General features: G+C 66.6%; 24 protein-coding genes. 8 read left to right on the top strand and 16 right to left on the bottom strand.

Features of this window, described 5'->3' with window-relative positions:
- Positions 1–12: 12 nt before the first annotated feature.
- Positions 13–510 carry a helix-turn-helix transcriptional regulator gene (locus K5L94_RS10115; RefSeq protein WP_053451291.1) on the bottom strand — a complete coding sequence of 166 codons (498 nt, stop codon included), beginning with the start codon at positions 508–510 and terminating at the stop codon, positions 13–15.
- Between the two features lie 498 nt (positions 511–1,008).
- On the opposite strand from K5L94_RS10115, the gene K5L94_RS10105 reads away from it, so the two are divergent.
- On the top strand, positions 1,009–4,125 hold the full coding sequence (locus K5L94_RS10105) for a discoidin domain-containing protein (protein WP_274512531.1): 3,117 nt from the start codon (positions 1,009–1,011) through the stop codon (positions 4,123–4,125).
- Between the two features lie 88 nt (positions 4,126–4,213).
- On the opposite strand, the gene K5L94_RS10100 is transcribed toward K5L94_RS10105, so the two are convergent.
- From K5L94_RS10100 to K5L94_RS10060, 9 genes are all read right to left on the bottom strand, one after another.
- The gene (locus tag K5L94_RS10100) at positions 4,214–5,188 is read right to left on the bottom strand and encodes an ABC transporter substrate-binding protein (protein ID WP_053449554.1); all 975 of its coding nucleotides are present in this window, start codon (positions 5,186–5,188) and stop codon (positions 4,214–4,216) included.
- A 16-nt stretch (positions 5,189–5,204) separates the two neighbouring features.
- Positions 5,205–6,956 (bottom strand): amino acid ABC transporter permease/ATP-binding protein, encoded by a 1,752-nt coding sequence (locus K5L94_RS10095; RefSeq protein WP_274512530.1) that lies wholly within the window; start codon positions 6,954–6,956, stop codon positions 5,205–5,207.
- Positions 6,953–7,504, bottom strand: a complete 552-nt coding sequence (locus K5L94_RS10090) for a GNAT family N-acetyltransferase (protein WP_053449553.1) — start codon at positions 7,502–7,504, stop codon at positions 6,953–6,955. Before K5L94_RS10090 ends, K5L94_RS10095 begins: the two co-directional genes overlap by 4 nt.
- A complete protein-coding gene (locus K5L94_RS10085) occupies positions 7,501–8,721 on the bottom strand; it encodes a M20 aminoacylase family protein (protein WP_053449552.1) in 1,221 nt (406 codons plus the stop codon). The genes K5L94_RS10090 and K5L94_RS10085 overlap by 4 nt, the downstream gene beginning before the upstream one ends.
- Before the next feature lie 4 nt (positions 8,722–8,725).
- On the bottom strand, positions 8,726–10,069 hold the full coding sequence (locus tag K5L94_RS10080) for an LLM class flavin-dependent oxidoreductase (protein WP_053449551.1): 1,344 nt from the start codon (positions 10,067–10,069) through the stop codon (positions 8,726–8,728).
- A gap of 18 nt (positions 10,070–10,087) precedes the next feature.
- Entirely contained in the window at positions 10,088–11,065 is a 978-nt protein-coding gene (locus tag K5L94_RS10075; protein WP_274512529.1) for an LLM class flavin-dependent oxidoreductase, read from the bottom strand.
- A gap of 14 nt (positions 11,066–11,079) precedes the next feature.
- The gene (locus K5L94_RS10070) at positions 11,080–11,442 is read right to left on the bottom strand and encodes a DUF3088 family protein (protein ID WP_049457245.1); all 363 of its coding nucleotides are present in this window, start codon (positions 11,440–11,442) and stop codon (positions 11,080–11,082) included.
- Between the two features lie 156 nt (positions 11,443–11,598).
- Positions 11,599–12,180 carry an FMN reductase gene (msuE, locus tag K5L94_RS10065; RefSeq protein WP_274512528.1) on the bottom strand — a complete coding sequence of 194 codons (582 nt, stop codon included), beginning with the start codon at positions 12,178–12,180 and terminating at the stop codon, positions 11,599–11,601.
- An 87-nt stretch (positions 12,181–12,267) separates the two neighbouring features.
- The gene (locus tag K5L94_RS10060; RefSeq protein ID WP_274512527.1) at positions 12,268–14,844 is read right to left on the bottom strand and encodes a TonB-dependent receptor plug domain-containing protein; all 2,577 of its coding nucleotides are present in this window, start codon (positions 14,842–14,844) and stop codon (positions 12,268–12,270) included.
- Positions 14,845–15,068: 224 nt separating this feature from the next.
- Between K5L94_RS10060 and ftrA the strand changes: the two genes are divergently transcribed.
- Positions 15,069–16,070, top strand: coding sequence for a transcriptional regulator FtrA (gene ftrA, locus K5L94_RS10055; protein WP_274512526.1), 1,002 nt, complete (start codon positions 15,069–15,071; stop codon positions 16,068–16,070).
- 79 nt (positions 16,071–16,149) lie between these two features.
- On the top strand, positions 16,150–17,394 hold the full coding sequence (locus K5L94_RS10050) for a hypothetical protein (protein ID WP_274512525.1): 1,245 nt from the start codon (positions 16,150–16,152) through the stop codon (positions 17,392–17,394).
- Between the two features lie 18 nt (positions 17,395–17,412).
- Here the strand turns inward: K5L94_RS10050 and K5L94_RS10045 are convergent, their stop codons facing one another.
- From K5L94_RS10045 to K5L94_RS10035, 3 genes are all read right to left on the bottom strand, one after another.
- The gene (locus K5L94_RS10045; RefSeq protein WP_274512524.1) at positions 17,413–17,913 is read right to left on the bottom strand and encodes a hypothetical protein; all 501 of its coding nucleotides are present in this window, start codon (positions 17,911–17,913) and stop codon (positions 17,413–17,415) included.
- Between the two features lie 95 nt (positions 17,914–18,008).
- A complete protein-coding gene (locus tag K5L94_RS10040; RefSeq protein ID WP_274512523.1) occupies positions 18,009–18,596 on the bottom strand; it encodes a TetR/AcrR family transcriptional regulator in 588 nt (195 codons plus the stop codon).
- Positions 18,597–18,700: 104 nt separating this feature from the next.
- Positions 18,701–19,645: an AraC family transcriptional regulator gene (locus K5L94_RS10035; RefSeq protein WP_274512522.1), complete on the bottom strand. Its 945-nt coding sequence runs from the start codon at positions 19,643–19,645 to the stop codon at positions 18,701–18,703.
- 108 nt (positions 19,646–19,753) lie between these two features.
- On the opposite strand from K5L94_RS10035, the gene K5L94_RS10030 reads away from it, so the two are divergent.
- Positions 19,754–20,593 (top strand): oxidoreductase, encoded by an 840-nt coding sequence (locus K5L94_RS10030; RefSeq protein ID WP_274512521.1) that lies wholly within the window; start codon positions 19,754–19,756, stop codon positions 20,591–20,593.
- Between the two features lie 48 nt (positions 20,594–20,641).
- Here K5L94_RS10030 and K5L94_RS10025 read toward each other — a convergent pair whose 3' ends face one another.
- Positions 20,642–22,411: an oleate hydratase gene (locus tag K5L94_RS10025; RefSeq protein ID WP_274512520.1), complete on the bottom strand. Its 1,770-nt coding sequence runs from the start codon at positions 22,409–22,411 to the stop codon at positions 20,642–20,644.
- 215 nt (positions 22,412–22,626) lie between these two features.
- On the opposite strand from K5L94_RS10025, the gene K5L94_RS10020 reads away from it, so the two are divergent.
- Genes K5L94_RS10020 through K5L94_RS10010 form a run of 3 tightly spaced genes read left to right on the top strand, consistent with a single transcriptional unit; the run spans position 22,627 to position 23,869 of the window.
- The gene (locus tag K5L94_RS10020; RefSeq protein ID WP_274512519.1) at positions 22,627–23,082 is read left to right on the top strand and encodes an SRPBCC family protein; all 456 of its coding nucleotides are present in this window, start codon (positions 22,627–22,629) and stop codon (positions 23,080–23,082) included.
- A gap of 11 nt (positions 23,083–23,093) precedes the next feature.
- Complete coding sequence (locus K5L94_RS10015; protein WP_197580731.1) at positions 23,094–23,408, top strand: ArsR/SmtB family transcription factor; 315 nt, start codon at positions 23,094–23,096, stop codon at positions 23,406–23,408.
- A 2-nt stretch (positions 23,409–23,410) separates the two neighbouring features.
- Positions 23,411–23,869, top strand: coding sequence for an SRPBCC family protein (locus K5L94_RS10010; RefSeq protein ID WP_197580732.1), 459 nt, complete (start codon positions 23,411–23,413; stop codon positions 23,867–23,869).
- Between the two features lie 34 nt (positions 23,870–23,903).
- On the opposite strand, the gene K5L94_RS10005 is transcribed toward K5L94_RS10010, so the two are convergent.
- Positions 23,904–24,323: a hypothetical protein gene (locus K5L94_RS10005; RefSeq protein ID WP_274512518.1), complete on the bottom strand. Its 420-nt coding sequence runs from the start codon at positions 24,321–24,323 to the stop codon at positions 23,904–23,906.
- 151 nt (positions 24,324–24,474) lie between these two features.
- Between K5L94_RS10005 and K5L94_RS10000 the strand changes: the two genes are divergently transcribed.
- On the top strand, positions 24,475–25,239 hold the full coding sequence (locus tag K5L94_RS10000; protein ID WP_274512517.1) for a COG4705 family protein: 765 nt from the start codon (positions 24,475–24,477) through the stop codon (positions 25,237–25,239).
- On the opposite strand, the gene K5L94_RS09995 is transcribed toward K5L94_RS10000, so the two are convergent.
- Positions 25,236–26,018 carry a 3-hydroxybutyrate dehydrogenase gene (locus K5L94_RS09995; RefSeq protein ID WP_274512516.1) on the bottom strand — a complete coding sequence of 261 codons (783 nt, stop codon included), beginning with the start codon at positions 26,016–26,018 and terminating at the stop codon, positions 25,236–25,238. The genes K5L94_RS10000 and K5L94_RS09995 overlap by 4 nt on opposite strands.
- Between the last annotated feature and the right edge of the window lie 111 nt (positions 26,019–26,129).

The raw sequence follows: 26,129 nt of genomic DNA, 5'->3' as shown, positions 1-26,129 counted from the left end.
GGCAGCCTGGCACTAAGCCTTCGGCTGCAACCTGCGCCCTTCCCGGGCCAGATTCAACTGCAATGCGGCCGCGGCCAGTTCGGCCATTTCCGTGGTGACCTTCTCGCTGCCACGCGCGCGCAACCAACCCAGAATGTCGGCCAGATGCCAGATGGAGGTTGAGCCGTCATGCACCGGGGACGGAAACGACTGCGGGTTGGCCAGCATCAGCTTCCGCATGTTCTGTCGCGACATCCCGAGCAGATCGGCCACATCCGTAAGCCCCACCAGATCGGGGCTCACCTCCACCAGCTCGGCGCCTGGCACGGCCCGCTGCACATCATCCACTGCCGAGCACAGCGCGACCACCGCGCTGTCGGCGTCACGGCAGAAGGCCAGCGCCATCCTTCCCGGCAAGCCGCTGCCCAGAAGCGCGTCGTCACACCCCGCCTCTGCCAGCCGCCGCTCGAGCATTCCGACGTCATCGTAGCGTTCGGGCAAGCGGTACTTCAGGGTGAAATTGAATTCCATCATCTGCCACCTCGCTTCCATCGAAACCTGATTTCATTGCTCACGACTGCAGTTCTCGACCACGCGGCGCAAGGCGCGCGCGTGGTTGCCAGGACTGCGCGGCGTGCTCCAGATGCTCACGACACAGAATTCTCCACATCGGCAGTCGGTGTCGTTGTAAGGGCAATACATCCGGCCCCACGCGTGGCTCCCACCTACACGGAGGCTCCAGCCTCGAGCTTCCGCGAACCGCAGCACCGATTCGATGTCCTTGTCGGGATGACGAGCACGAGACATTCCTTGTTCTCCCCAGTCTGCACATGACAGGCCAGGGTTGTCAAATGACAACCTGGATGGCTTTGCCTTGAGCAATGACCCTAGCCAATCCCGGTCATGCGTCCAGAGCTACATCCGTCAACGCTCATTGCATCGCCTACCGCAGCGCGTCATGTAAACGGTTACAACCCTTGCTAGCGTAGCGCTCGCCCGATCCCGGCCGAACCTGCGAGGTTGTCTGTAATGGCATTTCGCGTTGAACGCTCCACGGTCCTGAAGCTGCCCTCCTCTTTCCGTCCCACCGCAGCCCTGCTGTTTGTCGGGCTGGCATTTTCCGCGCAGGCCCAGAACCTGCCGGCCCGCGACCAGTGGCGGGCAAGTGCTTCATCGCAGCAGGTCCCGGCCATGGCCATCAGCCACCTGATCGACAACGATCCGAGCACGGTGACCGGCGGCGCGTTCAGTCCCGGCCACTGGTTCCAGATCGACCTCGGCGCGCCGGCCACGCTCGCTGGCGTGCGCCTGACCTGGGATGTCTCCAATCCCGAGGGCTACACGTTGCAGACCTCGCTGGACGGGGCGCAGTGGCAGACCGCCTACACCATGGGCGATTCACTCGGCGGCGTCGAAACGCTGTACTTCGCGCCACGCCAGGCCCGCTACCTGCGCCTGGCCAGTCCGCAGCGCACCTCCGACTGGGGCGTGTCGATCTTCGAAATGGAACCGCTCGACACGTCGCTCAGCGCGCGTGTGGTGGGACTCGATGCCACGCAGTCCGCAGTTCTGTGGCAAGGCGGCAGTGCGGTAGCCATTCCCGCTGGCAAGGGCGGTGTCCATACGCTCGACATCACCTTGCCACGCCCGCAGCCGAGCACCGGGCTGGCGGTGGACTGGGCCAACGTGCATGGCGCCGCAGCGCTGCAGGCCCAGGATGCAGAAGGCCGCTGGCATGCGCTGGCGATGGATGCGCAGGCCGCGACCCGGCAGCAGAGCTGGCTTGCCGCCAGCGCGCCGCTCGACATCCAGGCTCTGCGGCTGACGGTGCACGGCGACGCTGCGCAGATCGCCCGCATCCGCCTGCTGGGCCCGAAGGCGGTGATGACGCCGATGAAGCGTTACCAGATTGCCGCCAGCGGTGCGCAACGAGCCTTGTTCCCCGCCTCGCTGCAGATGCAGCAGACCTACTGGACTGCCGTGGGTGTGCACGCGGGCCGGCAGAAATCGATCTTCGACGAATACGGCAACCTCGAAGCCTTCAAGGGCGCACCGCTGGTGCAGCCGATCTGGCGCAATGCCGACGGGCACGCTGCAGGTGCCGCCGGGCAGACGGTGCAGCATGCACTGCGCGATGGCTGGAAGCCGATGCCGTCGGCCACCTGGGCGCCGCAGCCCGGACTGGAGCTGCGCAGCGAGGCCTTCGCCATCGAGCGCGACGGGCAGCCGGTCACCCTGCTTCGCCACCGGCTGCACAACAGCGGCACGACCACGATCAACGGCACGCTGACCCTGGTTGTACGCCCGATGCAGATGAACCCGCCGTGGCAGAACGGTGGCCTGTCGCCCATCCGCGATGTGTCCGTCGAACGTCAGGCGGTGCGCGTCAATGGCCGCACCCTGCTGCATTCACTCACCCCGGTGACGGCGTCCGCCGCTGCGCCCTTTGGCAAGGAAGGTGCAACGGAAATCACCAGCGCCATCGCCGCCGGTACACTGCCCGACACGCAACAGGCGCAGGACGACCAGGGCCTTGCCGCCGCGGCCCTCAGCTATCGCATTTCGCTGGCGCCCGGGGCCAGCGAGGCCATCGTGGCCGCCTTCCCGTTGGGTACCGCCGCCGCCGATGCCAACGGTGTGCTGCCGGACGCGCCGCCGCTCGACCTGGCCTCGCTGCCGCACGGGGCCGATGCAGCGTTCGACGCGCTGGCCGCGCAGGCCTCAACGGATTGGCAGGCACGGCTGGGCCAGGTGGGGCTGCGCCTGCCCGATCCCTCGCTGGTCGACATGCTGCGCGCGCAGGCGGCGTACATGCTGATCAACCAGACCGGGCCGGCCATGCAACCGGGACCACGCAACTACAACCGTTCCTTCATCCGCGACGGCATGGCCACGTCGGCGGTGCTGCTGCGCATGGGCGAAGCCAAGGTCGCGCGCGACTACCTGGCGTGGTACAGCGAGCACGGCGTGCACGCCAACGGGCTGGTTTCGCCGATCCTCAACGACGATGGCAGCGTCAACACCGGTTTTGGTTCGGACATCGAGTACGACAGCCAGGGTCAATACGTGGCGCTGGTTGCCGATGTCGCCCGGCTCGATGGCGGGCCAGAGTCGGTGCGTGCGTACCTGCCGAAAGTGAAAGCGGCGCTGCGCTTCCTGCAGGAACTACGCGAGCGCACGCTGGTAGCGGGTTACATGGCCGGCCAGCCGGCGCCGGAACGCTTCGCGGGCATCCTTGCGCCATCGATCAGTCATGAGGGCTACCCCTCGCCCACCCACAGCTACTGGGATGACTACTGGGGCCTGAAGGGCTGGCACGATGGCGCGTGGCTGGCCGACGCACTGGGCGATCACGAAACCGCGGTGTGGGCGCGCCAGCAGTACAAGGCCCTGTACGACGCGCTGCACGCCTCGATCCGGGCGACGATGGCGTGGAAGGGCATCGACTTCATCCCGTCCTCGGCGGATCTGGGCGATGGCGATCCCACGGGCGTATCGATCGCCCTGGACCCGACCGGCGCGCAGAGCGTGTTGCCTGCCGATGCATTGCGGACCACCTTCGCCCGCTATCTGGAGGACGTGCGCAAGCGCAACCAGCCCGGTGCGCTGTATGCCTACACGCCCTATGAGATCCGCAATGTACTGAGCTACGTGCACCTGGGCCAGCCCGAGGCCGCCGACGAACTGCTGCAGGGACTGCTGCATGACCGGCGCCCGCTGGAATGGCAGGTGCTGGCCGAGGTCGTGCATTCGCGGCTGCGTTTCCCGCGCTATCTGGGTGACATGCCACACACCTGGATTGGCGCCGAGTACGGCCGCACGCTGTTCGGCATGCTGATGCGCGAAGACGATGACGCGCTGTCATTGCTGCCTGGCACTCCGCCGTCCTGGGTGGCCGGCGATGGGTTGGCGGTGGAACGGCTGCCCACTGCGTATGGCACTTTGCAGATGCAGGCGCGGCAGCGCGACGGCACGCTGGTGGTCACGCTGGGCGACGGACTGCGCAACGACACTGCGGTGAAGGTCTGGTGGCCGGAGCGCACGATACCGAAATCGGTGCGTGTGGATGGGCGGCCAGTTGCCGACTTCGACGCCGAGGGCGTGCGCCTGGCGAAACCGTTCCGGACGCTGGAAGCGCGTTGGTAGAGTCGAGCTTGCTCGACTGCACTTCGCCGCCCCCTACCCCAGTAGAGCAGGCTCGACGCTACAGGGCCGCGCCGGGCCACGCCCGGCGTCAGAGTGCAGGCAACCCCGGCGGGTTCGTCTGCGACTGCGGCACCGCTTCCTCGGCCACGTTCCAGCGCGCCAGCGCCTGCGCATACGCGCCGCTGCCGATCTGGGTGTTCAGCGCCTGCGTCACTGCGTCGGCAAGGCCGCTGCCCTTGCGCGTGGTCACCGAGATCGCCGCAGCGTTTGGCCAGCCACCGGGGAACAGGCCCACGCGCCGCACCTTGCCGTCGCGCGCCGAGTAGGCGCCGGTGGCATTGGGCTCGAACGAGACGTCGGCACGGCCGGTGATCACCGCAAGCCGCCCCACCACCGCATCATCGAAGTACTGGTATTCCACCGGCTTCAGCCCGGCGGCGATGTTCTGCTGGTCCCACTGCCGCAGGATCTGGTCCTGGTTGGTGGCAGCACCGACCACCACCTTCAACCCGGCCACATCGGCAGGCTTTTCGATCTTCCGGATCGGCCCATCGCTGCGCGTATAGATGCCCAGCAGGTCGTAGCGGTAACTGGAGAAATCGAACTTCTTCTTGCGCTCCTCGGTGACCGTCACGTTCGACAGCACCGCATCGTACTTGCCCGATTCCAGCCCCAGCGGCCAGTCAGCCCAGGCCACCGGCACGATCACCAGCTTCAGGCCCAATGCATCGGCAATCAGCCGCGCGATGTCCGGCTCGATGCCGACCACCTCCTTGCTGTCGGCACCATAGTCGGCCAGTGGCAGCTGCCCCGGGTGGGTGGCCACGGTGAACGTGCCGGGCGTGACGAAGCGGTAGCCAGCGGGAATCAACGCCTGCGCCTTCGGATCGAGCGTGCCTCTCAGCACGGCGGTGTTCGCGCCGGCCAGGCTGGCCGCGGCCACATTGCCAGCATCTGGTGCCTGGCGCACGCGCGAATAGACGATGCCAGCGATGCCGATGACCAGCACGCCCACGATCAACAGGGTGCTGCGCGAAGGCCGACGCGGTGCTGCAGGGCTCATGGCGTTCCTTTCAGGGTTACGGAGTCTTGGCCAGGAAATCGGCGGTGCGTTGCTGGAGCGGGCGCTGGAACAGGGCGTCGGGCGTGCCCTGCTCGATCACCCGCCCCTGGTCCATCATCACCACGTGGTCGGCCACGCGACGGGCGAAGCTCAACTCATGGGTGACGATCACCAGCGTGGTGCCGGAGCGGGCCAGTTCCTCGATCACGCTGAGCACCTCGGCCACCAGTTCCGGGTCCAGCGCCGAGGTCGGCTCGTCGAACAGCAGCACTTTCGGTTGCAGGGCCAGCGCGCGGGCAATCGCCACGCGCTGCTGCTGGCCGCCCGACAGTTGGCGCGGGAAGGCATCGGCCTTGTCGGCCAGGCCCACCCGCTCCAGCAGCGTGCGTGCCTGCTGTTCGGCCTCGGCACGCGACACGCCGCGCACGGCGATGGGCGCCTCGATGATGTTCTCCAGCGCGGTCAGGTGCGGGAACAGGTTGAAGCCCTGGAACACCATGCCCACCTCGGCGCGGCGGCGGCGGATCTCGCGCTCCGGCAGCTCGTACAGGGTGTCACCGTCACGGCGGTAGCCGATCAGCTGGCCGCCGACAGTCACGTAACCACTGTCGGCGCGTTCCAGGTGGTTGATCAGCCGCAGCAGCGTGGACTTGCCGGCGCCGGACGGGCCGATCAGCACGGTCACGCTGCCGGCGCGCAGGTCCAGGTGCACATCCTCCAGCACCGGCTGGTCGCCGAATACCTTGCCGACGCCATGCAGCGACACCGCCGCGCCCTCGCCCGCCTCGACCTGTGCTGCGATGCGCGGGCGCTTGGTGGCACGCGGCGTGGCATCGTGCTGTGCACGCGTCGGCGACGAGACACGTGATACCGAGCGCTCGCGCTGCAGTTGGCCGCGCGCAAAGCGCTGCTCCACCCGTCGCTGCAGCAGCGACAGCACGGTCAGGATCACCAGGTACCAGACCGTGGCCACCATCAGCAACGGCACCACTTCCAGGTTGCGCCGGTAGATCACCTGCACGGTGTAGAACAGCTCCGGCAGCGCCAGCACGTAGACCACCGAGGTGCTCTTGGCCAGGCCGATCACATCGTTGAACGCCGCCGGCAGGATCGAGCGCATCGCCTGCGGCAGGATGATGCGGCGCACCTGGCGGCCACGCGGCAGGCCAAGTGCGGCTGCCGCCTCGTACTGGCCATGGTCCACCGACAGGATGCCACCGCGGATCACTTCGGCCGAGAATGCGGCCTGGTTCAACGTAAGGCCCAGCACCGCCGCCGTGAACACACCGATCAGCTGGGTGGTCGGGTACGAGAACAGGCTGATGCCGGTGAACGGCACACCCAGTTCGATGGTGCTGTACAGGTAGCCCAGGTTGTTCAGCAGCAACAACAGCACCAGCAGCGGGATCGAGCGGAACAGCCAGACGTAGCCCCACGACACCGCCGACAGCAGTGGCGAGCCGGAGACGCGCGCCAGCGCAAGCAGGGTGCCCAGCGCGAAGCCAAGGCCGGTACCCAGTGCAGTCAGCAGCAGCGTACGGCCCAGGCCTTCCAGCACCGGGCGCGCGAAGAACCACTCGGCGAACGTGCCCCAGCCCCAGCGTGGATTGCCCAGCACCGATTGCAGGGCAATCAGGATCAACGCCAGCGCCAGCACGGTGCCGAACACCTGCAACGGATGCCGGGCCGGCATGATCTTCAGCGCGGGTGCCGGCGCCTGTGCGGGGCGTGCGGCGATTCCATCCAGTGCAGTCGACGGCGTGCTCATGCGTGGGCTCCATGCAGCACAGCCTGCGTCTGCGCGACCCGCGACGCAGGCGCCTGCAGATATTTCTCGAACGGCAGATGCGCGATGGTTTCCGGATCCGCCTGCAGGTCGAACAGCGCGGTGTAGCCATGGCTGAGGTACAGCCCGACCGCTTCGGGCTGGCGGAAGCCGGTGGTCAGGAACACCCGCCGATAGCCCTGGCGCGCGGCCTGCGCCTCCAGTTCCTGCAACACGCGCCGCGCGATCCCCTGCCGACGCAGCCCCGGCAGCGTCCAGATCCGCTTGAATTCGGCGGTGTCTGGATCGCGGTGCGGCATGAAGGCCCCCCCGGAGATCGCAACGCCGTCGCGCAGCAACAGTACGAACGCGCCTACCGGTGAGGCGAATGCCTGCGCCGGGTAGCGCTGCAGCTCCTCGCGGGCACTGCCACCGATGCGTCGGCGAACATCCGCATAGCGGCTGTCGTACTCCTGTTCCAGGCCATCGAACAGGGGCCGCGCCAGCGGATCATCCACCGAGGTATAGAAGAAGCGTTCGTTGCTGCTCATGCCACGTCCTTCACCAGGTAGTCTTCGGCCAGCCGTGCCCACAGGCTGGCGGCCGGCGCGATGGCGGCGTCGTTGAACACATAGCGCGGGCTGTGCAGCGGTGCGCTGTCGCCGTTGCCGACAAACACGAAACTGCCGGGCCGTGCCTGCAGCAGGAAGGCGAAGTCCTCGCTGGCCGTGCGCGGCGCGAAGCCGCGCACCACCTGTTCGGCGCCGAAGCCCGCTTCCGCCACGCCACGGATATAGGCGGTCTGCTGCGGATGGTTGATCACGCTGGGGAAGCCACGCGGGAACGCAATCTCGGCCCGCGCACCGAAGGCGGCGGCGGTCTGCTCGGCAATCTCGATGGTCCGGCGGCGCAGGGTGTCGCGCACCTCGGGCAGATAGGCGCGTACGGTCAACGTCAGTTCGACCACGTCCGGAATCACATTGGCGGCCTGCCCACCATGGATCGAGCCGACCGTGACCACGCCCATCTGCCGTGGATCGACATTGCGCGATACCACGCTCTGCAGCGCGGTGATGATGTGCGCCGCCACCAGGATCGGATCGACACTGCCCTGCGGCTCGGCACCATGGCCGCCCTTGCCGATCACCTTCAGCCGCGCCCAGTCCACCGACGCCATCGCCGGACCGTCGACGAAGCCAAAGTGGCCCACGGGTACGCCCGGCCAGTTGTGCAGCCCATAGATTGCATCCACCGGGAAGCGCTCGAACAGGCCGTCGGCAATCATCTTCGACGCGCCCGAGCCGGTTTCCTCGGCCGGCTGGAATACCAGCTGCAGGGTGCCGTCGATACGGCCATGGTGAGCCAGGTAATGCGCGGCCGACAGCAGGATGGCGGTGTGGCCATCGTGGCCGCAGGCATGCATCAGGCCGTCGGTCTGGCTGGCATAGGCCAGTCCGGAATCCTCGTGGATCGGCAGTGCATCGATGTCGGCGCGCAGGCCGAGGCGACGGCTGCCCTGCCCGCGCTGCAGCGTGCCGACCACGCCGGTGCCGCCCAGGCCGGTGGTGACCTCATAGCCCCACTGCTGCAGCAGCTCGGCTACGCGGGCACTGGTGCGGTGTTCCTCGAAGGCCAGCTCCGGGTGCCGGTGCAGGTCGTGGCGGATCGCGATGGCCGCGTCGGCGCGTGCTGCGATTTCGGGCAGTACGCCAGTCGTTGGGGAACTCCGCCGGGCATGCCCCGGCGCTACCGCGTTTTCTCCGCTCATCGCCCTACCCTGCCTTCCGCGCCGGTTCGGCATCGCTTGTATGGCGGCTGGCCTTGTATGGCAGGCCCAGATGCTCGCGCAGGGTCTGCCCCTCCAGCTCGCGCTGGTGATAGCCGCGCGCCCGCAGGATCGGCAGCACCTGGGTCACGAAATCGTCCAGGCCTTCGCGCTGTGCAGCGAAGCCAAGGATGAAGCCATCGCTCGCACCGGCATCGAACCAGCGGATCAATTCATCGGCCACATGCTCCGGCGTACCGATGAAGTTTGGCCGCGGGCTCACGGCTTCCAATGCCACCTGGCGCAGGCTCAGGCCCTTTTCGCGCGCGTCCTGCTTGATGCGGTCGGTGGTGGAACGGAACGAATTGCTGCCGATCCCGCCCAGTTCCGGGAACGGCGCATCCGGGTCGTACTGGCTGAAATCATGGTGGTCGAAGAAGCGGCCCAGATAGGCCAGCGCATCATCAAGCGTGGCCAGCGCGGCAATCGCCTGGTACTTGGCTTCGGCTTCCTCGGCAGTACGGCCGACGATCGGGCCGATGCCCGGGAAGATCTTCACGTCATTGCCGCTGCGGCCGTGCGCGATCGCCGAATTTTTCACCTTCTGGGTGAATGCACGGGTTTCTTCCAGTGACGGCGAATGGGTGAACACCGCATCGGCATACTTGCCGGCCAGCGCGATGCCATCATCGGACGAGCCAGCCTGGAAGATCACCGGCTGGCCCTGCGGCGAACGCTGGATGTTGAGCGGCCCTTCCACCTGGAAGAAGCGGCCCTTGTAGTCGAGCCGACGGAACGTGTCCGGCGCGAAGAACGTGCCAGTGTCGCGCTCGCGCACGAAGGCACCGTCATCCCACGAATCCCACAGCCCCTGCACCACCTCCAGGTACTCGTCGGCAATCTGGTAGCGCAGCGCATGTTCGGGGTGTGGCCGCCCGTAGTTGCGCCCCGAACCTTCCAGCGGCGAGGTCACCACATTCCAGCCGGCGCGACCGCCGCTGAGCAGGTCCAGCGAAGCAAACTGGCGCGCCACGGTGAACGGATCGCTGTACGAGGTCGACAGCGTGCCGGCAAGCCCGATCTTTCTCGTTGCCGTGGCCAGCGCCGACAGCAGCGAGATCGGCTCGAAGCGGTTGAGGAAGTGCGGGATCGACTTCTCGTTGATGTACAGCCCGTCGGCGACGAAGCCGAAGGCGATGCCGTTGTCCTCGGCGGTACGCGCGATGTCGATGTAGAACTGCAGGTTGACGCTGGCGTCGGCCGGATTGGACGGATGCTTCCAGGCATGCATGTGGCTGCCGGGGCCCTGCAGCATGATGCCGAACGGAATGTGGCGCGGGGTCGTGCTCATGGGAATCGCTCCTGCAGGTCAGGCCACCGCCGCGCGTGGCGCGGGCGACAGCAGTTCAAGGGATGTCAGGCGTGCGTCGAGGTCGGCCACCGGCGCATCGAGGATGAACTCGCCCACGCCGAAGCGCCGGTGCAGCGCATCCAGTTCGTCACGCACATGCTGCGCATCACCGGACAGCACGCTCGGGCGTGTTTCTTCGATGCGGAAGTCGGCCACGCCTACCTGGCGCGCGTACTCAGCTGCGGCTTCCGGACTGGGCAGATTCACCGTCTGCCCGGGACCGAGGTGCAGCTTGTAGACCCGTAGCGCACCGATATGGCGCGCGGCAGCCTCGGTGGTCGGCGCAGCGAAAGCCACCGTGGCCAGCAGCGGTGGTTGCGTCGACGCACTTCGGTAAGCCTCAAAGGCCGCCTCGATATGCTTTGGATCACCGTCGAAGTGCGCGGCGTAGACAAAACGCCACCCGAGTTCGGCCGCCTGCTTCGCACTCTGCGGGCTGGCCCCGAGCAGGAAGCGTTCCGGTGCCTGCTGCGGAAGAGGCCGGGCCAGTGCTTCGCCCTCGGCGCCAGACAGATAGCCTTCCAGATCGCGCAGCTGCTGGTCGAAATCGGCGAAGGCCGGTCGCCCTGCGGCCAGCGCGGCGGTCGACGCGGGCAACCCACCGGGCGCCTTGCCCACGCCCAGATCCACCCGCCCCGGCGCCAGCGCCGCCAGCAGGTTGAAGTTCTCGGCCACCTTGTACGGTGCATAGTGGCGCAACATCACGCCGCCACTGCCGATGCGGATGCGCCGGGTCTGCGCCAGTACCCACGCCGCCAGCACTTCCGGAGCAGGGCTGGCCAGCGTCGGTGCGGCATGGTGCTCGGCAAACCAGTAGCGGTGGTAGCCCAGCTGCTCGGCGCGCTGCGCCAGCTGCAGGCTGTGGCGCAGCGCCTGCTCGGGCGAGGCACCTTCGGCCACCGGGCTCTTGTCCAACACGCTGATCAGGTAGCTCATCGTCGCGTCCTCGCTCAGGGGTGGGCCACGGGAATGCCAAGCAACCCGTTCAGCGCCGCCAGGATCGGTTCGGCACCGGAGATGTACTGGCGGTCCTGGTGCGCACCGCTGGCAAGCTCACTGCGCACGCCCTGCGGCAATACCAGCTTCGGCAGTGACTGGTCCTGTTCACCGATCTCGGCGATCACCTCGCGGCGCGGCCGCGCGAAGCCGATGCGTCGCACATCCAATTGCGCGTCCAGGCCGTCGATGCTCGACAGCGCTCCTTCCAGCAACAGGCTGTGCCTGCAGAAGAAGCGCTGCCCGGGAATCTGGCCGTCCTCGAACTCACGGTCGAGCAGGAACAGGATGGGTTTGTCGGTTGCGTGCAGACTCACGGAGTCGTCCTCATCAGGGCCGGCAATGCAATGCCGATTCGATTTCGATGCTAGAGAAGCCAGCGCCGGCAACAGCGATGCCAGGCGACAATCGGCGGTCAGATCCGGCCATGCAGATGCGCCTTGGCCATAAGCAAAGCGCCGCCGGTTATGGCGTCAGGCAATGCGCCGAAGCGGCACCGGCAGCACGCGAGCCTGCGCGGCCAGATGCCCGACCGCACGCTCGGCCGCCAGCGCGATCCGGGCCTGCAAGGCAGCGTTGTGGATGCGCTCGCCGTCGAAGTCGGCCGGCGTGGCATACACCCCGATCGGCAGCGTGTGCGCCTGCAGGAAACTGAACAACGGCCGTAGCTGATGATCAATCACCAGCGCATGGCGCTCACTGCCCCCGGTCGCCGCCAGCAGTACCGGCGTATCCACCAATGCCTCCAGTTCGATGAAATCCACCAGATGCTTGAACAGGCCGGGATACGAGCCGCGATACACCGGCGCGGCGACCACCAGCAGTTCGGCAGCCTCGATCGCCTGCAGTGCCTGTTCCACTTCCGGCTGCGCCTCGGCGCGCGACAGCGACTGGCCCAGCAAGCGCGCGATCGGCGCCAGCTCCACCAGATCCACACTGGCATGCACCCGCTGCTGCAGCGATTCCAGCAGATGCCGCACCAGCAGCAACGTGCGCGATGTCGCGGAACTAGTCGGCGAACCGACTAATGCAACCACCTTCAATGCAGAAGACATGAAACGCTCCCATGTAGAGCCGAGCCCTGCCCGGCTGCTTTCGCCGTTGTAGAGTCGAGCCATGCTCGACTGCCGTTGGCCTGAACCTCAGAACCGGTAATTGACCCGCCCGTACCAATACGCGCCAACATTGCCCAGCACATCGCCGCTATCCCACGTGGTCTCGATGCTGGCCACATCGGTGGCACTGCGCGCGTACTCAGGCACCTTGCGGGTGCGCTTGTCGAACACGTTGTTGATGCCCAGCGCCGCACTCCAGCCCACACCCAGTTCCACCGCACCGGAAAGGTTGGTCACCAGCACCGGCGGCTGCTTGTACTCCACGCCGTTGTTCAGGCGCTTGATCGGGCCGTAGTAGGTGAAGTCCAGGTTCGAGCGCCAACGCCCGTTCTGCCAGCCCAGCCCTGCCACCTGCGTGTAGCTGGGCGTGCGGAAGCGCAGCGCGTACTCGCTGGACTTTGTCAGCAGGTTGATGTTCGGCAGACCCTGCAGTGCCGCCGGAATGTCGCTGACCTTCTGGATGGTGGTGCGGCCGACGTTGGCCGCGTAGCTCCAGCGCAGCTTGCCCCAGGCGGTTTCCTGGTTGGCTTCCAGGGTCAGCTCGACGCCGCGCGTGCGCGTGTTGCCCACGTTGGTGAAGTAGCTGGCGTAGAACGCATCACCGGGCAGGATGCTGATGCCGGCCGAACCCAGCAGCGCATCGATGGTGTTCTTCTGCGCCGCGCTCAGCACCGTGCCGCTGTTGTCGGTCACCCGCGCCGGGTCCTGCGCGTTGTAGCCGATCTGGCTGGACTGGCCAAGCTGGCCGCGGATGTCGATCTGATACGCATCCACTGCCAGATGGAACGCCGGGCTCGGGTCCCAGGTCACGCCCAGGCTGTAGTTGGTGGCCTTCTCCGGCTTCAGCGGCGTTGCGCCCAGCGCGATCGCCGCCGGCGAGGACACCTGCGCCACCAGCGTGGTGCCGCACGGGCAGCTGCCGGTGGCCTGGTAGAACTGCGCGCCCAGGCTGGGGGCATGGAAGCCGTTGCTGACCGTCGCGCGCAGGCCCAGTGCCTCGGTGAAATCAAAGCGCGTGGTCAGGCGCCCGGTCGAGACACTGCCGAAATCCGAATGGTCTTCCCAGCGCGCGGCCGCATCCAGGTACCAGCGCGAAGTGATGTTGGTCGCCGCGCCCACATACACCGCCTTGCTGTTGCGCGTGGCCTTCACCGCATCGGCCGTGGAGTAGCCGACGAACGCGGCGGCACCGAAGCCGGTATACGACTCCCACTGCCCAGCCCCACGCTCGTACTGCTCGTGCTGGTACTCGGCGCCCGCGCTCACTTCCAGCGGCGATGCGAACGCCGCCACCTCGAAGCCTCGACGCAGATCGAGATTGGCGATGCCCTGCTGGTAGTCCAGCTTGCCGTCATAGAAATCGGTGGGCGAGCCCGGGTACGGCAGTGAATAGTTCACCGAGTTGCGCGTGTAGGTGCGCACGGTGCTGCGGTTGCCAGTCAGGCTGGCGTCGTAGTCCCAGCCCGCGAGCTGGCCCTTCACGCCGGCCGTACCGGTGTACTGCTTCTCCTTGGTTTCCAGCACCGGCAGGAAGCCGTCCGGAAACACGCTCAGCACGCCCGGCGCCTTGTACGTGGTGAAGATGGTCGCGGGCAGGCGGAAATTCTGGATCGCCTGCGCGGTGCGGTCGCTGGCGGTCGCGTTGGCATAGAACTGCGCGCTTTCACCCAGGCCATGACCCACATTCACGGCGAAGGCCTTCAACGCATACGACGGCGAACTGAGGATGGTGTTGGCCTCGGCATTGCGGTTGGCCTCGGCCGGGTTCGGTGAAGCCCCCACCGGCAGCCGGTTGTTTGGGCGCAGCGCCACCAGGTTGCCGTTCGCGTCTACCGCCGGGTAACTCAGGTAGCCATCGATGTAACGGCGGGTACGGATTGCATGGTGCTGGCGCGTGGTCTCGCCGGACAGGTTGACGAAGCCATCGGCGCCCCACGGCAGGCCGACATTGGCACGCACGCTGGTACGCGAGCCATCGCCATCGATGCTCTGCCCGCTTTCCACCGACAGATCGCCACCGTGCGCCTGCGATTTCAGGATCACGTTGACCACACCGGTGATCGCGTCCGAGCCGTAGATCGCCGAGGCGCCATCGCGCAGCACCTCCACGTGGTCGATGGCCGATACCGGAATCAACGCCAGATCGGCCCAGGCGTGCCCGGGAAAACCACCACCATTGGCCCCGCTCACATAGGCGCTGGCGTTGCGGCGCTTGCCGTTCACCAGCACCAGCGTGTAGCCCGGCGACAGGTTGCGCAGCTGGTAGCCGCGGATCAGGCTCTCCTGATCGCTCTGGTAGCCACCGATCTGGCTCAGCGACGGGAGCGCACGCTGCAGCGCTTCCAGCAGGTTGCCCTGGCCGGTGGCGGTGAGGTCTTCGGCGGAGATCACATCGATCGGCGTGGAGCTGTTTTTCACCGTGCGCGTGCTGGTACGCGAACCGGTCACCACCACGGCATCCAGCGTGGACGCAGCCACATTGGCGGCCGCTGCGGTGGTGGCGGGCTCGGCATCGGCTTCAGCGGCATGGCTGGGCGATGCCGCCAGGGCCGCGGCGATCAGGACAGCAAGCGTGCTCAGTACGGGGGTGTGGGCGGCAGGCATGGGGGCTCGTGGGGGGTGGCCGGAAACACGCTTCCATTCAAGAGCGTGTTCATCCGCCACGACAGGCGTGATCGCGTCACCCAGCCGTAACATCCGGCCACCCACATGACCGCTGGTCATGACGTTAGGCGGCAACGCGGTCTGCAGCGCTACATGCCCCAAAGGCATCACCTCATGCCCGCGCACCACGCAGCGCCACGCAGCGCCGCCCGTAGCATCAAGCCATGCCCACCCTGCCCGCCGATCCCAACGCGCCACTGGTCGCCATCGTCGCCTGCCACGGCCAGGGGCTGTTCGAGTTCGGCTGCGCGGTCGGCCTGTTCGCACCGGTGCGGCCGGAACTGGGCGTTGCCTGGTACCGCACGCAGCTGTGCGCAGGCGAACCCGGCGCACTGCGCATGCTCGGCAACACCCAAGTGCAGCTGCCTTGCGATCTGGGCAGCGTCGATGACGCCGACATCATCGTCATCCCCGGTTGGCGCGAACCCAGCGAGCGCCCGCCACAGGCACTGCTCGATGCGCTCAACCGCGCCCACGCACGCGGCGCACGCATCGCCTCGATCTGCTCCGGTGCGTTCGTGCTGGCCTGGGCCGGCCTGCTCGATGGCCGCCAGGCCACCACCCATTGGCGCCTCACCGAAGCGCTTGCACGCGACTTCCCCCGCGTCGATGTACGCGAGGATGTGCTGTACGTGGATGCGGGCAGCATCATTACTTCGGCCGGCTCGGCCACGGGCATGGACATGATGCTGCACATGGTGCGCAAGGATTACGGCGCGCGCGTGGCCAACCTGGTAGCCGAACGGCTGGTGCTGGCGCCGTGGCGCGATGCCGGGCGCAGCCAGCGCGTCAGCCGCGCGATTCCCAATGGTGAGCCCAGCCGCCTGGCGAAGCTGATGGAATGGATGCGCCGCAACCTGCGCGAGCCGCACTCGCTCGGCAGCCTCGCCGAGCAGGCCGCGCTCAGCCAGCGCACCCTGCAACGACAGTTCCTGGACGCCACCGGCCTGTCGCCGATCGACTGGTTGATCCGCGAGCGCGTGGCCTTCGCCCGTGAGCTGCTGGAAACCACCGACCGGCCGCTGCAGTGGATCGCCGAGCACGCAGGATTCGGTTCGCAGGAATCGTTCCGGCGCCACTTCCGCAGCCAGGTCGATGCCAGCCCCACCGAGTACCGCAGCCAGCATCGCAGCGGCATCGGTGCGGATCGCCTGGTGGGCTGCTGAGCGCCCTCTGTCCCGACTTTCCACGCCGTCATCATCGCTGCAAGATAGGGGCACGCCCCACACTGCCGATGGAACGGTGATGAACGACAGCCCCTACAGGACCTACCGCGTCGGAATCGGCGTTTCGCTGGTGTTGGCCGCGCTCCTCGCCACGCTCTCGCTCATCGCGGTGGCCACTCCCAACCTGGGCTGGGGTGTCGTGGCGCTGGCCACCATCGCACTCTGGGTCGGCTTGCCATTGCTGTTGGTGCTCGTGCTGGCCTGGCTGCGTTACATGGTGCGGCAGCGCGGGCGCGTTCCCGGCCGCGTCCATGCGTTGATGTTCGTGCCGACCGTCGCGGCCATGCTCATCATTCCCCTGTGGCAGTCCCTGCAGCACACGTGGTCCACCGTGGCAGGCGGGTCGCGTGACCCAATTGCCGAGCGGCACATCAATCTCAGCGGGCAGCCCCTGTGGCTGGACACCGCACCGTACGCGTCCACCGGCTCCGGCACAGGCCCGGACCTGCCCATGCAAGGCGACACGCCCGGGCACTTCGTGGCCTTCCACCGCTACCCCAACGCGCAGTCCGATGCAGACAGGGCCTTCCCGTATGAAGAAGGTCGCCTGAAGCGTTCCGTTGACCATTATCGCTACGCCACGCCGTCCGGGGATCGCGCCGTCACCGACGTGCCACTGGTCCGCCAGCCTTATCCGGACACCACACGCTTCAACACCGGATGGGGCCGCACAGGCACACCGGAGCTCGTACATCTCTACTACCACTACAGCGATCATGTGGAGGTCGCGCCCACGCTCGCACGCCTCAGCGGCTCCACTGCCGACGATCTGCAGCGCAGCCGCTTCGAGGGCCTGGTGCTGTTCACCATCCACAACTATGGCAGCGCGCCCATCGTGCGGATGGAAGCCAATGGCATCGCACTGGACATCGGTGACAGGGCCATCGAGAACATCCCGGCGGCGCCTGCGGATTGCACAGCCTATGGCTACCCGGCCGGCGTCGCGCTGCTGCCACTCGACCTGCCGCTGCAGGTGCGCTGGCAAACCGTCGATGCGCCGACACAGTGGCACAGCGCGCGCGTGCAGGTGCCTGCGTTCCGGCAGGCGCAGCCGTTGCCGGGCCAATCCACGTTGCAGCGCGTTCTGCTGTACGTACTGCCCGACGGCATGCTGGCCGCCGAGCGCTATGCCGAGGTGTTCGACGGCGACACACGGCGCGGCATCAAGGCCACCGGCCTGCCGGCCAGCGCTGCCACCTTCGCGCGGTGTGGCAGCGCCCGGGCTGGCTACGGCGATGATGCCGACGCCGTGCTGTCCGATTGATCCGCAGCGCTGGCGTTCTCAGCCACGCGTACGTACGGCGCGTGCATGGATCCCCCAGCACTGCGCCAGGAAGCCGAGCACAAACACCACAGCACAACCCAGCAGCGTCTGCAGGATCACCGGCGCCAGCGGTGCCGCGGCGATCGGGTGCGACAGCGGTACCCGGGTCAGCGTTTCGTTCACGCCCGGCACCAGCGACAGCAGGAAGCTGAAAGACAGCCCAAAGGTCGACAGATACGGTCGCGCGCGGCCGAGGAACTGCAGCCGCCCGGCCAGCACACCGCCGAACGCGGCCAGCAGCACGATCACGCCGAAGGCGTGGCCCGGATTCAGCCCGCCGGTGCTGGACACGGTGAACGAGGTCGCCACCGACAGCACCAGGCCGACCAGATAGGCCTTGCCCGAATGCGTGGCCGGGTCGATGGCGCGGTGACGGATGAAGCCATACAGACCGGCAAGTACCGGAACCAGGCTCACGGCGGTGTGGATCACCCCGAGGGCGGAAAGTGCGTGTGACATGGGGAAAACTCCTTCGGATTGAATGAACCAACTAGTAGGTAGACTCTGTATTCAAAAGAAAGGCCCGCGAACCTCGCAGGCCTCGACAACCGGATTCAGCGGGCGGTGCTCACCCGCGCAATCGCCAGGCGCGCCAGCGTGGCAAACGTGCCGGCATCACCGAAACCGCGCGCGGCCAGCATCGCGCCATGCACCGCCGACATGAATGCCTTGGCCTCATCGGCCGCGGAGCCCTGCAGCTGCAGCTGCCCCGTTGCCGCGCCCTTCTGCAGGGTCAGCGCCAGCCAGCCGCTCAGGTCCTCGAAATGGCCGCGCACTTCCTCGGCAATCTCCGCAGGAATCATCGGCGACTCGGCCGCCAGCATCGCGCAGATGCAGAACGAGGACGTGCCACCGGCGATGCAGGCCGACCAGTAGTCCACGTAGGCGTTGAGTTCCTGCAACGGGTCGTCCAGCTGCCGGTCCAGCAGCGCCAGCCCCTCGCGCGCTTCTGCCCGGTACAGCTCGACCACCGTGCGCACCAGGTCCGCCTTGCTGGGGAAATGGTGGTGGATGCTGGCCTTGCTGATGTTGACCCGCGCCGACACGTCGGCATAGCTGAAGCCGTTGTAGCCGCCGGCCTCCAGCAGCGAACGGGCGTGGGCCAGGATCTCCAGGGCCTTGGGCGAGAGCGGCTCTTTCATATGCCGTAACCTACTAGTAGGTAGACGCGCAGTCAATACCCCACCGGTAGTGCCGGCCGCTGGCCGGCATCCCAGGAAACCAGGCCGGTCCTGTTCCGAGCCCCTCAATGCGAAGACACGTACACCGCCTCTGCCGGCCCCGGCGGCACGGCAAAACTGCGCCGCATGCGTGCCACTTCGGCCGCCGGCGGCAGCGCGAACAGGCGCTTGAACTCGCGGTTGAACTGCGACGGGCTGGCGTAGCCCACCGCCAGCGACGCAGCCTCGGCCGTCATGCGCTGCCGAAGCATCAGCAGCCGCGCCTGATGCAGCCGGGTCGACTTCACGTACTGCATCGGCGACGTACCGGTAACCGCGCGGAAGTGGTCATGGAAGGTCGCCACGCTCATGCCTGCCTCGGCCGCCAGCTGGCCCACATCCAGGGCCGTGGCATATGCCGCATGAATCGTGCGCAGCGCCTTGCCGATGCTGCCGAAGCGCCCGCGCATGGCCAGCGCCTCGCGCATCGCAGCCCCTTGTGCGCCGGTCAGCACGCGGAAGTACAGCTCACGCACCAGCGCTGGCCCCAGCACGGCAGCTTCCAGCGGATCGGCCAACGCTTCCAGCAGGCGCAGCACCGTGGCCTGCATCGGCGCCTGCATCGGGCTGGACATCATGCTCTGTGCGGGCACCTGCCCTGCACCGGCCTGCTCGCCCAGTTCGATCATCAGGTCCGCTGCCAGCTGCAGGTCCAGGTGCAGATAGATCGCCAGCAGCGGCGCCTGTTCCGAGGCCTCGGTTTCCATCGTGAACGGCACCGGCACCGACACCGCCAGGTAATGCTGCGCGTCGTACTGGTACACCTGCCCGCCCAGATAGCCGCGCTTCACGCCCTGGCAGACGATCACGATGCCGGGGTCATACAGCACCGGCGTGCGCGCCAGCGGCCGGTTCGAGCGCAGCAGGCGCACCCCGGGCAGCGGCGTGAGCGTATAGCCCTCCTCGACTGCCAGGGTCTGCAGCAGGCCAACCATGCGCGCCTGCATCTGCCCTTGCTGGGAATCGACCACGGGCACGAGCACTCCAGAGGAATAGGCAAGAATGGACGAATCCTAGGCCTGGGTAGCCGTCGATTCAAGCACTAACGTGCAAGCCCTCCCCCAACGAGCCTGATCACCATGACCTCCTCCCGCCTCATCCTCATCACCGGCGTCAGCAGTGGTTTCGGCCGCGCCCTCGCCCAGCAGGCCCTGCACGCCGGCCACCGCGTGGTCGGCACCGTGCGCAACGACGAAGCGCGCGTGGCATTCGAAGCGTTGGCTCCCGGCCGCGCCTTCGGCCGCCTGCTGGATGTGACCGATGCCGATGCCATCGATGCGCTCGTCGCCGATATCGAAGCAAACGTCGGCGCCATCGACGTGCTGGTCAACAACGCCGGTTACGGCCACGAAGGCATCCTCGAAGAATCCACGCTGGCCGAATTGCGCCATCAGTTCGAAGTGAACGTGTTCGGCCCGGCCGCGTTGATCAAGGCCGTGCTGCCGCACATGCGCGCGCGCCGCCGTGGCCACATCCTCAACATCACCTCCATGGGCGGCTTCATCACGATGCCCGGCATCGCCTGGTACTGCGGCAGCAAGTTCGCGCTGGAAGGCATCAGCGAAGTGCTGGGCAAGGAAGTGGCAGCGTTCGGCATCCACGTCACCGCCGTTGCACCGGGCTCCTTCCGCACCGACTGGGCCGGGCGCTCGATGGCACGGGCACCGCGCAGCATTGAAGACTACGACGCGCTGTTCGACCCCATCCGCAGCGCGCGCGAGGCGAAGAGTGGCCATCAGCTGGGCGACCCGGTGAAGGCCGCGCAGGCCATGCTGCAGATCATCGACAGCGACGCGCCGCCCAGCCACCTGCTGCTGGGCAGCGACGCGTTGCAACTGGTGCGCGCGAAGCTGGCGTCGATGGCCAGCACAATCGATGCCTGGGAACAGCTCAGCCGCTCCACCGACGGCATCGCGTGAAGCGTGGGGGCAGCCGATGCGTTCACCGGCTGCCACCCTCCCGCCGGCTCAGTCCTCCTGCACCAGCTTGAACTCGCGCAGCAGGCCACCAATCTGCGTCTTGTCCAGCTTGTTCATCAGCAGGTTGCGCAGGAAGGCCGGCCCGGGAATGTCCAGCTCCTTGCCATCGCGCAGGCGGCCGGTTGCGGCCAGCAGCGAACGCACGTCATAGGTGGAATTGAACACCTCAGGCACGCCGCGCTCGATGCCCAGCAGCGTGTACACCGCTTCCATCGGCGTGCGCACTGAATACTCGGTGGTGAAGATGCAGTCGCGCTGCTTCGACTCGGCGAACTGGCCAATGAAGGCAAAGTTCACCGCCCCCTCCGGCACTACGTCCGGGCGGTCACCGGCCTGGCGCGGCATGAAGAACGCGGTCACGTACGGCATCATCACCGGCACCGTCTTCGCACCGGTCGCAGCCAGTTCGTCGATCTCGTCCAGCGGCACGCCCAGGTGGTACAGCCACTCGCGGGTGATCTCCTCGCCGGTGCAGTCCTGCATCGGCTTCTTCACGTAGTCGCCGGGCGTATCCACGAACAGCGAATACACCCACACCACGATCTGGTCCTTCGGCTGGTTCTTGAAGTGCGGCTGCCGGTTCACCGTCCAGCTCATCAGCCAGCGCGAGTCGCGCACGCTCACGATGCCGCCGGTCACCACCCTGCCACTGAACGGATCGCGCTTGGCAATCTTCTGGATATAGGCCGGAATGCGCGCATCCAGCGTGGTCACCGTTGCCGATTCCCACTTGGTCTCGGGAATATGCGCACCGAACACATCCGGGCGCCCGAACGCCGCATCCTTCGCGGCGATGCGTCGCCACAGGTCCCACGCCGGTGCCGGGCCTTCATTCAAGCGCGCCGCCGTGTGGTGATCACCGTTGTCTGAATTCTCGGTCAGCGAACCGATGGTCATGAACACCAGGTCATCGGCGCCCAGATCGACGCCGCCGGCCACGCCGTCGTGGGTCCAATGGATGCGCGTGGCCTGCTTGCGGCCGGCCTGCAGATCGAAGTCGACGTCGGTCACCTCAGTGCCGTACTGGAACACCACGCCGTGGTCCTGCAGCCACTTCACCAACGGCAGCACCAGCGATTCGTACTGGTTGTACTTGGTGAACTTCAGCGCCGAGAAATCCGGCAGGCCGCCGATGTGGTGGATGAAGCGATGCAGGTACAGCTTCATTTCCAGCGCCGAATGCCACTCCTCGAACGCAAACATGGTGCGCCAATACAACCAGAAGTTGCTGTCCAGGAAGTCGCGCCCCAGCACCTCGTCGATGCGCTTGTTCTCCATCTCCTGCCGGGTGGCCAGGAACAGCGCGATGATGTCCTTCTGCGCCTGCTCGCTCAGGGTGAACAGGCCATCGGTATGCGCATCCTCGCCGCGATTGATCGTGGCCCGCTGCAGCGAATAGTTCGGGTCATCCTTGTTCAACCAGTAGAACTCGTCCAGCACGCTGGCATCGTCGATCTCCAGCGAAGGAATCGAGCGGAACAGGTCCCACAGGCATTCGAAGTGGTCTTCCATCTCGCGGCCGCCGCGAATCACGAAACCCTTCTCCGGCACCTTCAGTCCATCCAGCGCCCCGCCGGCAATCTGCTGCTGCTCAAGGATGGTGATGCGCTCACCGGCCATGCGGCCATCGCGCACCAGGAACGCCGCGCCGGCCAGCGAAGCCAGTCCCGAACCAACAAACCAGGCGCGCTTGCCATCAACACCCGCCGGCTTTCGCGGGCGCGCGAAGGCTTCGTAGTTGCCACTGCTGTAGTACATGCACTGCTCCTTCCTGGAGGGGGTAACCCCACTGTAAACGCCCCATGCGTCAGCACCGCTTAGGAATAGTTGCGAGCGCTTGCGACCAAATGCCGCAGCAGTGCCCGGCCATGCCTGGCAGATCCCCTCCACACCGACATTTGACATGCAGGCATTTACCTGCCTATAGTCCACCCCAAGGACGGCACCTGCCCGCCCATCGCGAGGAACCTGCCATGGTGGATATCGCACACAGGGTCGGCATCAAGGCCCCCGCAAGCCAGGTGTACCAAGCCCTGGCCACCCCCGAAGGCGTCGCCGCCTGGTGGGCCGAAGACACCCACGGCGACCGCGACGTCGGCGGTACGCTCAAGGTGCGCTTCACGAATAACGGCCAGGAAATCGGCGCCATGGAAATGAAGTTGGAACAGCTCATTCCCGGCCAGCTTGTGCTTTGGGAATTCCTCGCCGGCCCCGCCGAATGGATCGGCACCCACGCACGCTTCGCGCTGAAACAGGAAGGCGACTACTGCATCGTCCTGTTCACCCACGAAGGCTGGAAGGAACGCGTCGAATTCACCTCCCACTGCAGCACCAAGTGGGCGGTGTTCCTGCTCAGCCTCAAGGCCCTGCTGGAAACCGGCAAAGGCCAACCCAACCCGCACGACGTCAGGATCGACAACTGGAACTGAAGACGCCCCGCATGAATGCAGACAAGGTGTTCAAGGCACTGGCCGACCCCACGCGCAGGACGCTGCTGGACCTGCTCTGCGAAGACAACGGCCAGACCCTGGGCCAGCTCTGCGAACACATGGACATGGCCCGGCAATCGGTCACCCAGCACCTGGGCCTGCTGGAAGACGCCAACCTCATCAGCACCGTACGCCGTGGCCGCGAGAAGCTGCACTTCATCAACCCGGTGCCGCTGCACGAAGTCTACGAGCGCTGGGTACGCAAGTTCGAACAGCAGCGGCTGAGCCTGCTGCATGACCTGAAACGAGAACTGGAAGGAGAATGACGATGTCCGCAGCGTCCACCCGCTTCATCCACGTGATCTACATCGCCTCCACCCCGCAGAAGGTGTTCGAGGCCATCACCCGCCCCGAGATCGCCAGCCGCTACTGGGGCCACGAAAACGTGTCGGACTGGAAACCCGGGTCGCGCTGGCAGCATGTACGTGCCAACGAAACGCGCTCGGTTGAACTGGTTGGCGAAGTCGTGGAAAGCACCCCACCCTCGCGGCTGGTGATCACCTGGGCCGCCGCCTCGCAGGCCGACAACCCCGATGCCTACAGCCGGGTCACCTTCGACATCGTGCCCTACCAGGACATGGTGCGGCTGACCGTCACCCACGATGAACTGGAACCGGGCAGCGGCATGGATACCGGCATCCGCCAGGGCTGGCCGATCGTGCTGTCGAGCCTGAAGTCGTTGTTGGAGACGGGCAAGGGGTTGGATGTGTTTGCGAAGCCGAGTTGAGCATCCCAGCCCGGGTTGAAGGAGCGTCGCCGCGCTAACGGCAAGCGGCGACGCTCTTTCCCTGCCACACGGGCAACGATGGGATCAGGGTTTCCGACGAGCTGCCCGCAGCGCTCAGCTGCCCATCAAGGTAGGTCAGCCGCAGGATCTTCCCGTCCTGGCGCAGCGCAATGGAATCCGCTGCGCCGCTCACCAGCACAAGATCACGCCCGCGTTGCTTGACCTGCATCAGCACCGGCGCGATGGCCGCGCCCTCGTAACGCTGGACCAATGCGTAACCGCCATCGGCCTCACTGACAAACGACACCTCCAGGCCAAGAAGATCGCCCGAGTCGGCCTGCCTGCAGACGCTGGAATACGTGGCGTCTCGCGGCTGCGCGTTGGCACTGCCTGCCGACGCGGACAACACCAGCAGACCCGCTGCCAACACAAACGATGGAATCAATCCGACCATTCCCTGTGTCCCCGTCCCGGGTGCTGGCCGCAGCGTAGCGCGTTCCCCTGCTGAACGCCCGCCCCACGCTCACCGCTGCCAAACCCGGTTCCGACCACACTCCGACGCCGCCCGCCACAGCATCACCCGCAGGCTCCCCAGGCGATGTTCGATGAGTGCTTCAGACGCAGATTCCCTGCACAGCAAAGTGGCGGCGGTCACCCTCTCGTTCTGGGTGATGAAGATCGCCGCTACCACCCTTGGCGAGACCGCGGGCGACCTGCTGTCGATGACGCTCAACCTGGGCTACGTGGCCAGCTCGGCCATCCTGCTCACCATCTTCGCTGGCCTGCTGGCCGTGCAGCTGTCGGCGAGGCGCTTCCACCCGGTGCTGTTCTGGTCGGTGGTGCTCGCCACCAGCACCGCCGGCACAACGATGTCCGACCTGCTCGACCGCACGCTCGGCCTGGGCTACGCCACCGGCGCCAGCCTGCTGGCCGGCTGCCTGGCGCTGGTGCTGCTGGCGTGGCGGGTGTCGGAAAAGTCGATCTCGGTCAGCAACATCGCATCGCGTCGCGCCGAAGGCTTCTACTGGACCGCCGTGCTGTTCTCCAACACGCTCGGCACCGCCCTGGGCGACTTCCTCGCCGACGATTCCGGGCTGGGCTTCACCGGCGGCGCGCTGCTGATCGGCAGCCTCATCGCGCTCACCGCGCTGGCCACCCGCATCAAGGGCATCAACCAAGTCATCCTGTTCTGGATCGCCTTCGTACTCACCCGCCCGTTCGGCGCCACCTTCGGCGACCTGCTCACCAAGCCGCTGGAAAAAGGTGGCCTGGGCTTCGGCACGGTGGGGTCGTCACTGGTGCTGTTCACCATCCTGGCCACGCTGGTGGCGCTGCCGATGCTGCAGCGGCGGGCACAGCCCGCCAATTAGCGCGCCGTCCAGCCCCCATCCACCGGCAACGCCGTGCCGGTGATCTGCGCCGCAGCGTCCGAAGCCAGGAACACCACCATCTCGCCCAGTTGCTCGGGCGTCACGAACTGCAACGAGGGCTGCTTTTCAGCCAGCAGCGCACGCGCGGCGGCTTCCTGATCCGTGCCCTCCTTCTGCGCCAACGCCGTGATCTGCTGCTCGACCAGCGCCGTCCGCACCCACCCCGGGCAGATGGCATTGGCGGTGATGCCGGTGCCTGCGTTTTCCAGCGCGGTCACCTTGGTGAACCCCACCACGCCATGCTTGGCCGCCACATAGGCTGACTTGTTCACCGAGCCCACCAGCCCATGCACCGACGCGATGTTGATGATGCGCCCGGCGCCCTGCTGCTTCATGCGCGGCAGTGCCGCCGCCGTTGCATGGAACACTGCCGAGAGATTCAGCGCCAGGATCGCATCCCACTTTTCCGCGGGAAACTCCTCGATCGATGCGGTGTACTGGATGCCGGCGTTGTTCACCAGAATGTCGATGCGGCCCATCTTCGCAACGGCGTGGTCGATCATTCCGCGCACCGCCTCACCACGCGAAAGGTCGGCGCCATCATGCGCCACCCGCACGCCGAATTCGGTTTCCAGGCGGGAACGGATGCGCTCGATCTCCGCCGCATCACCGAAGCCATTCAGCACGATGTCGGCGCCTTGCCGTGCCAGCGCCGTGGCGATGCCAAGACCGATACCGCTGGTGGAGCCGGTGACCACCGCGACCTTTCCAGAGAACATGGGAGAGATTCCTTACGACGGAGGCCCAAGTGTAGATCCACGCCACGCGTGGATGCCCTAGCTCTCGGCAGAAGGCTGATTTGACCCCCTAGTCAGCCCCATTCACCCAAG

This window comes from Stenotrophomonas forensis (assembly GCF_028752115.1).
In the GTDB taxonomy this organism is placed as follows: domain Bacteria; phylum Pseudomonadota; class Gammaproteobacteria; order Xanthomonadales; family Xanthomonadaceae; genus Stenotrophomonas; species Stenotrophomonas forensis.
This window is presented reverse-complemented; position numbering and strand designations above follow the sequence as displayed.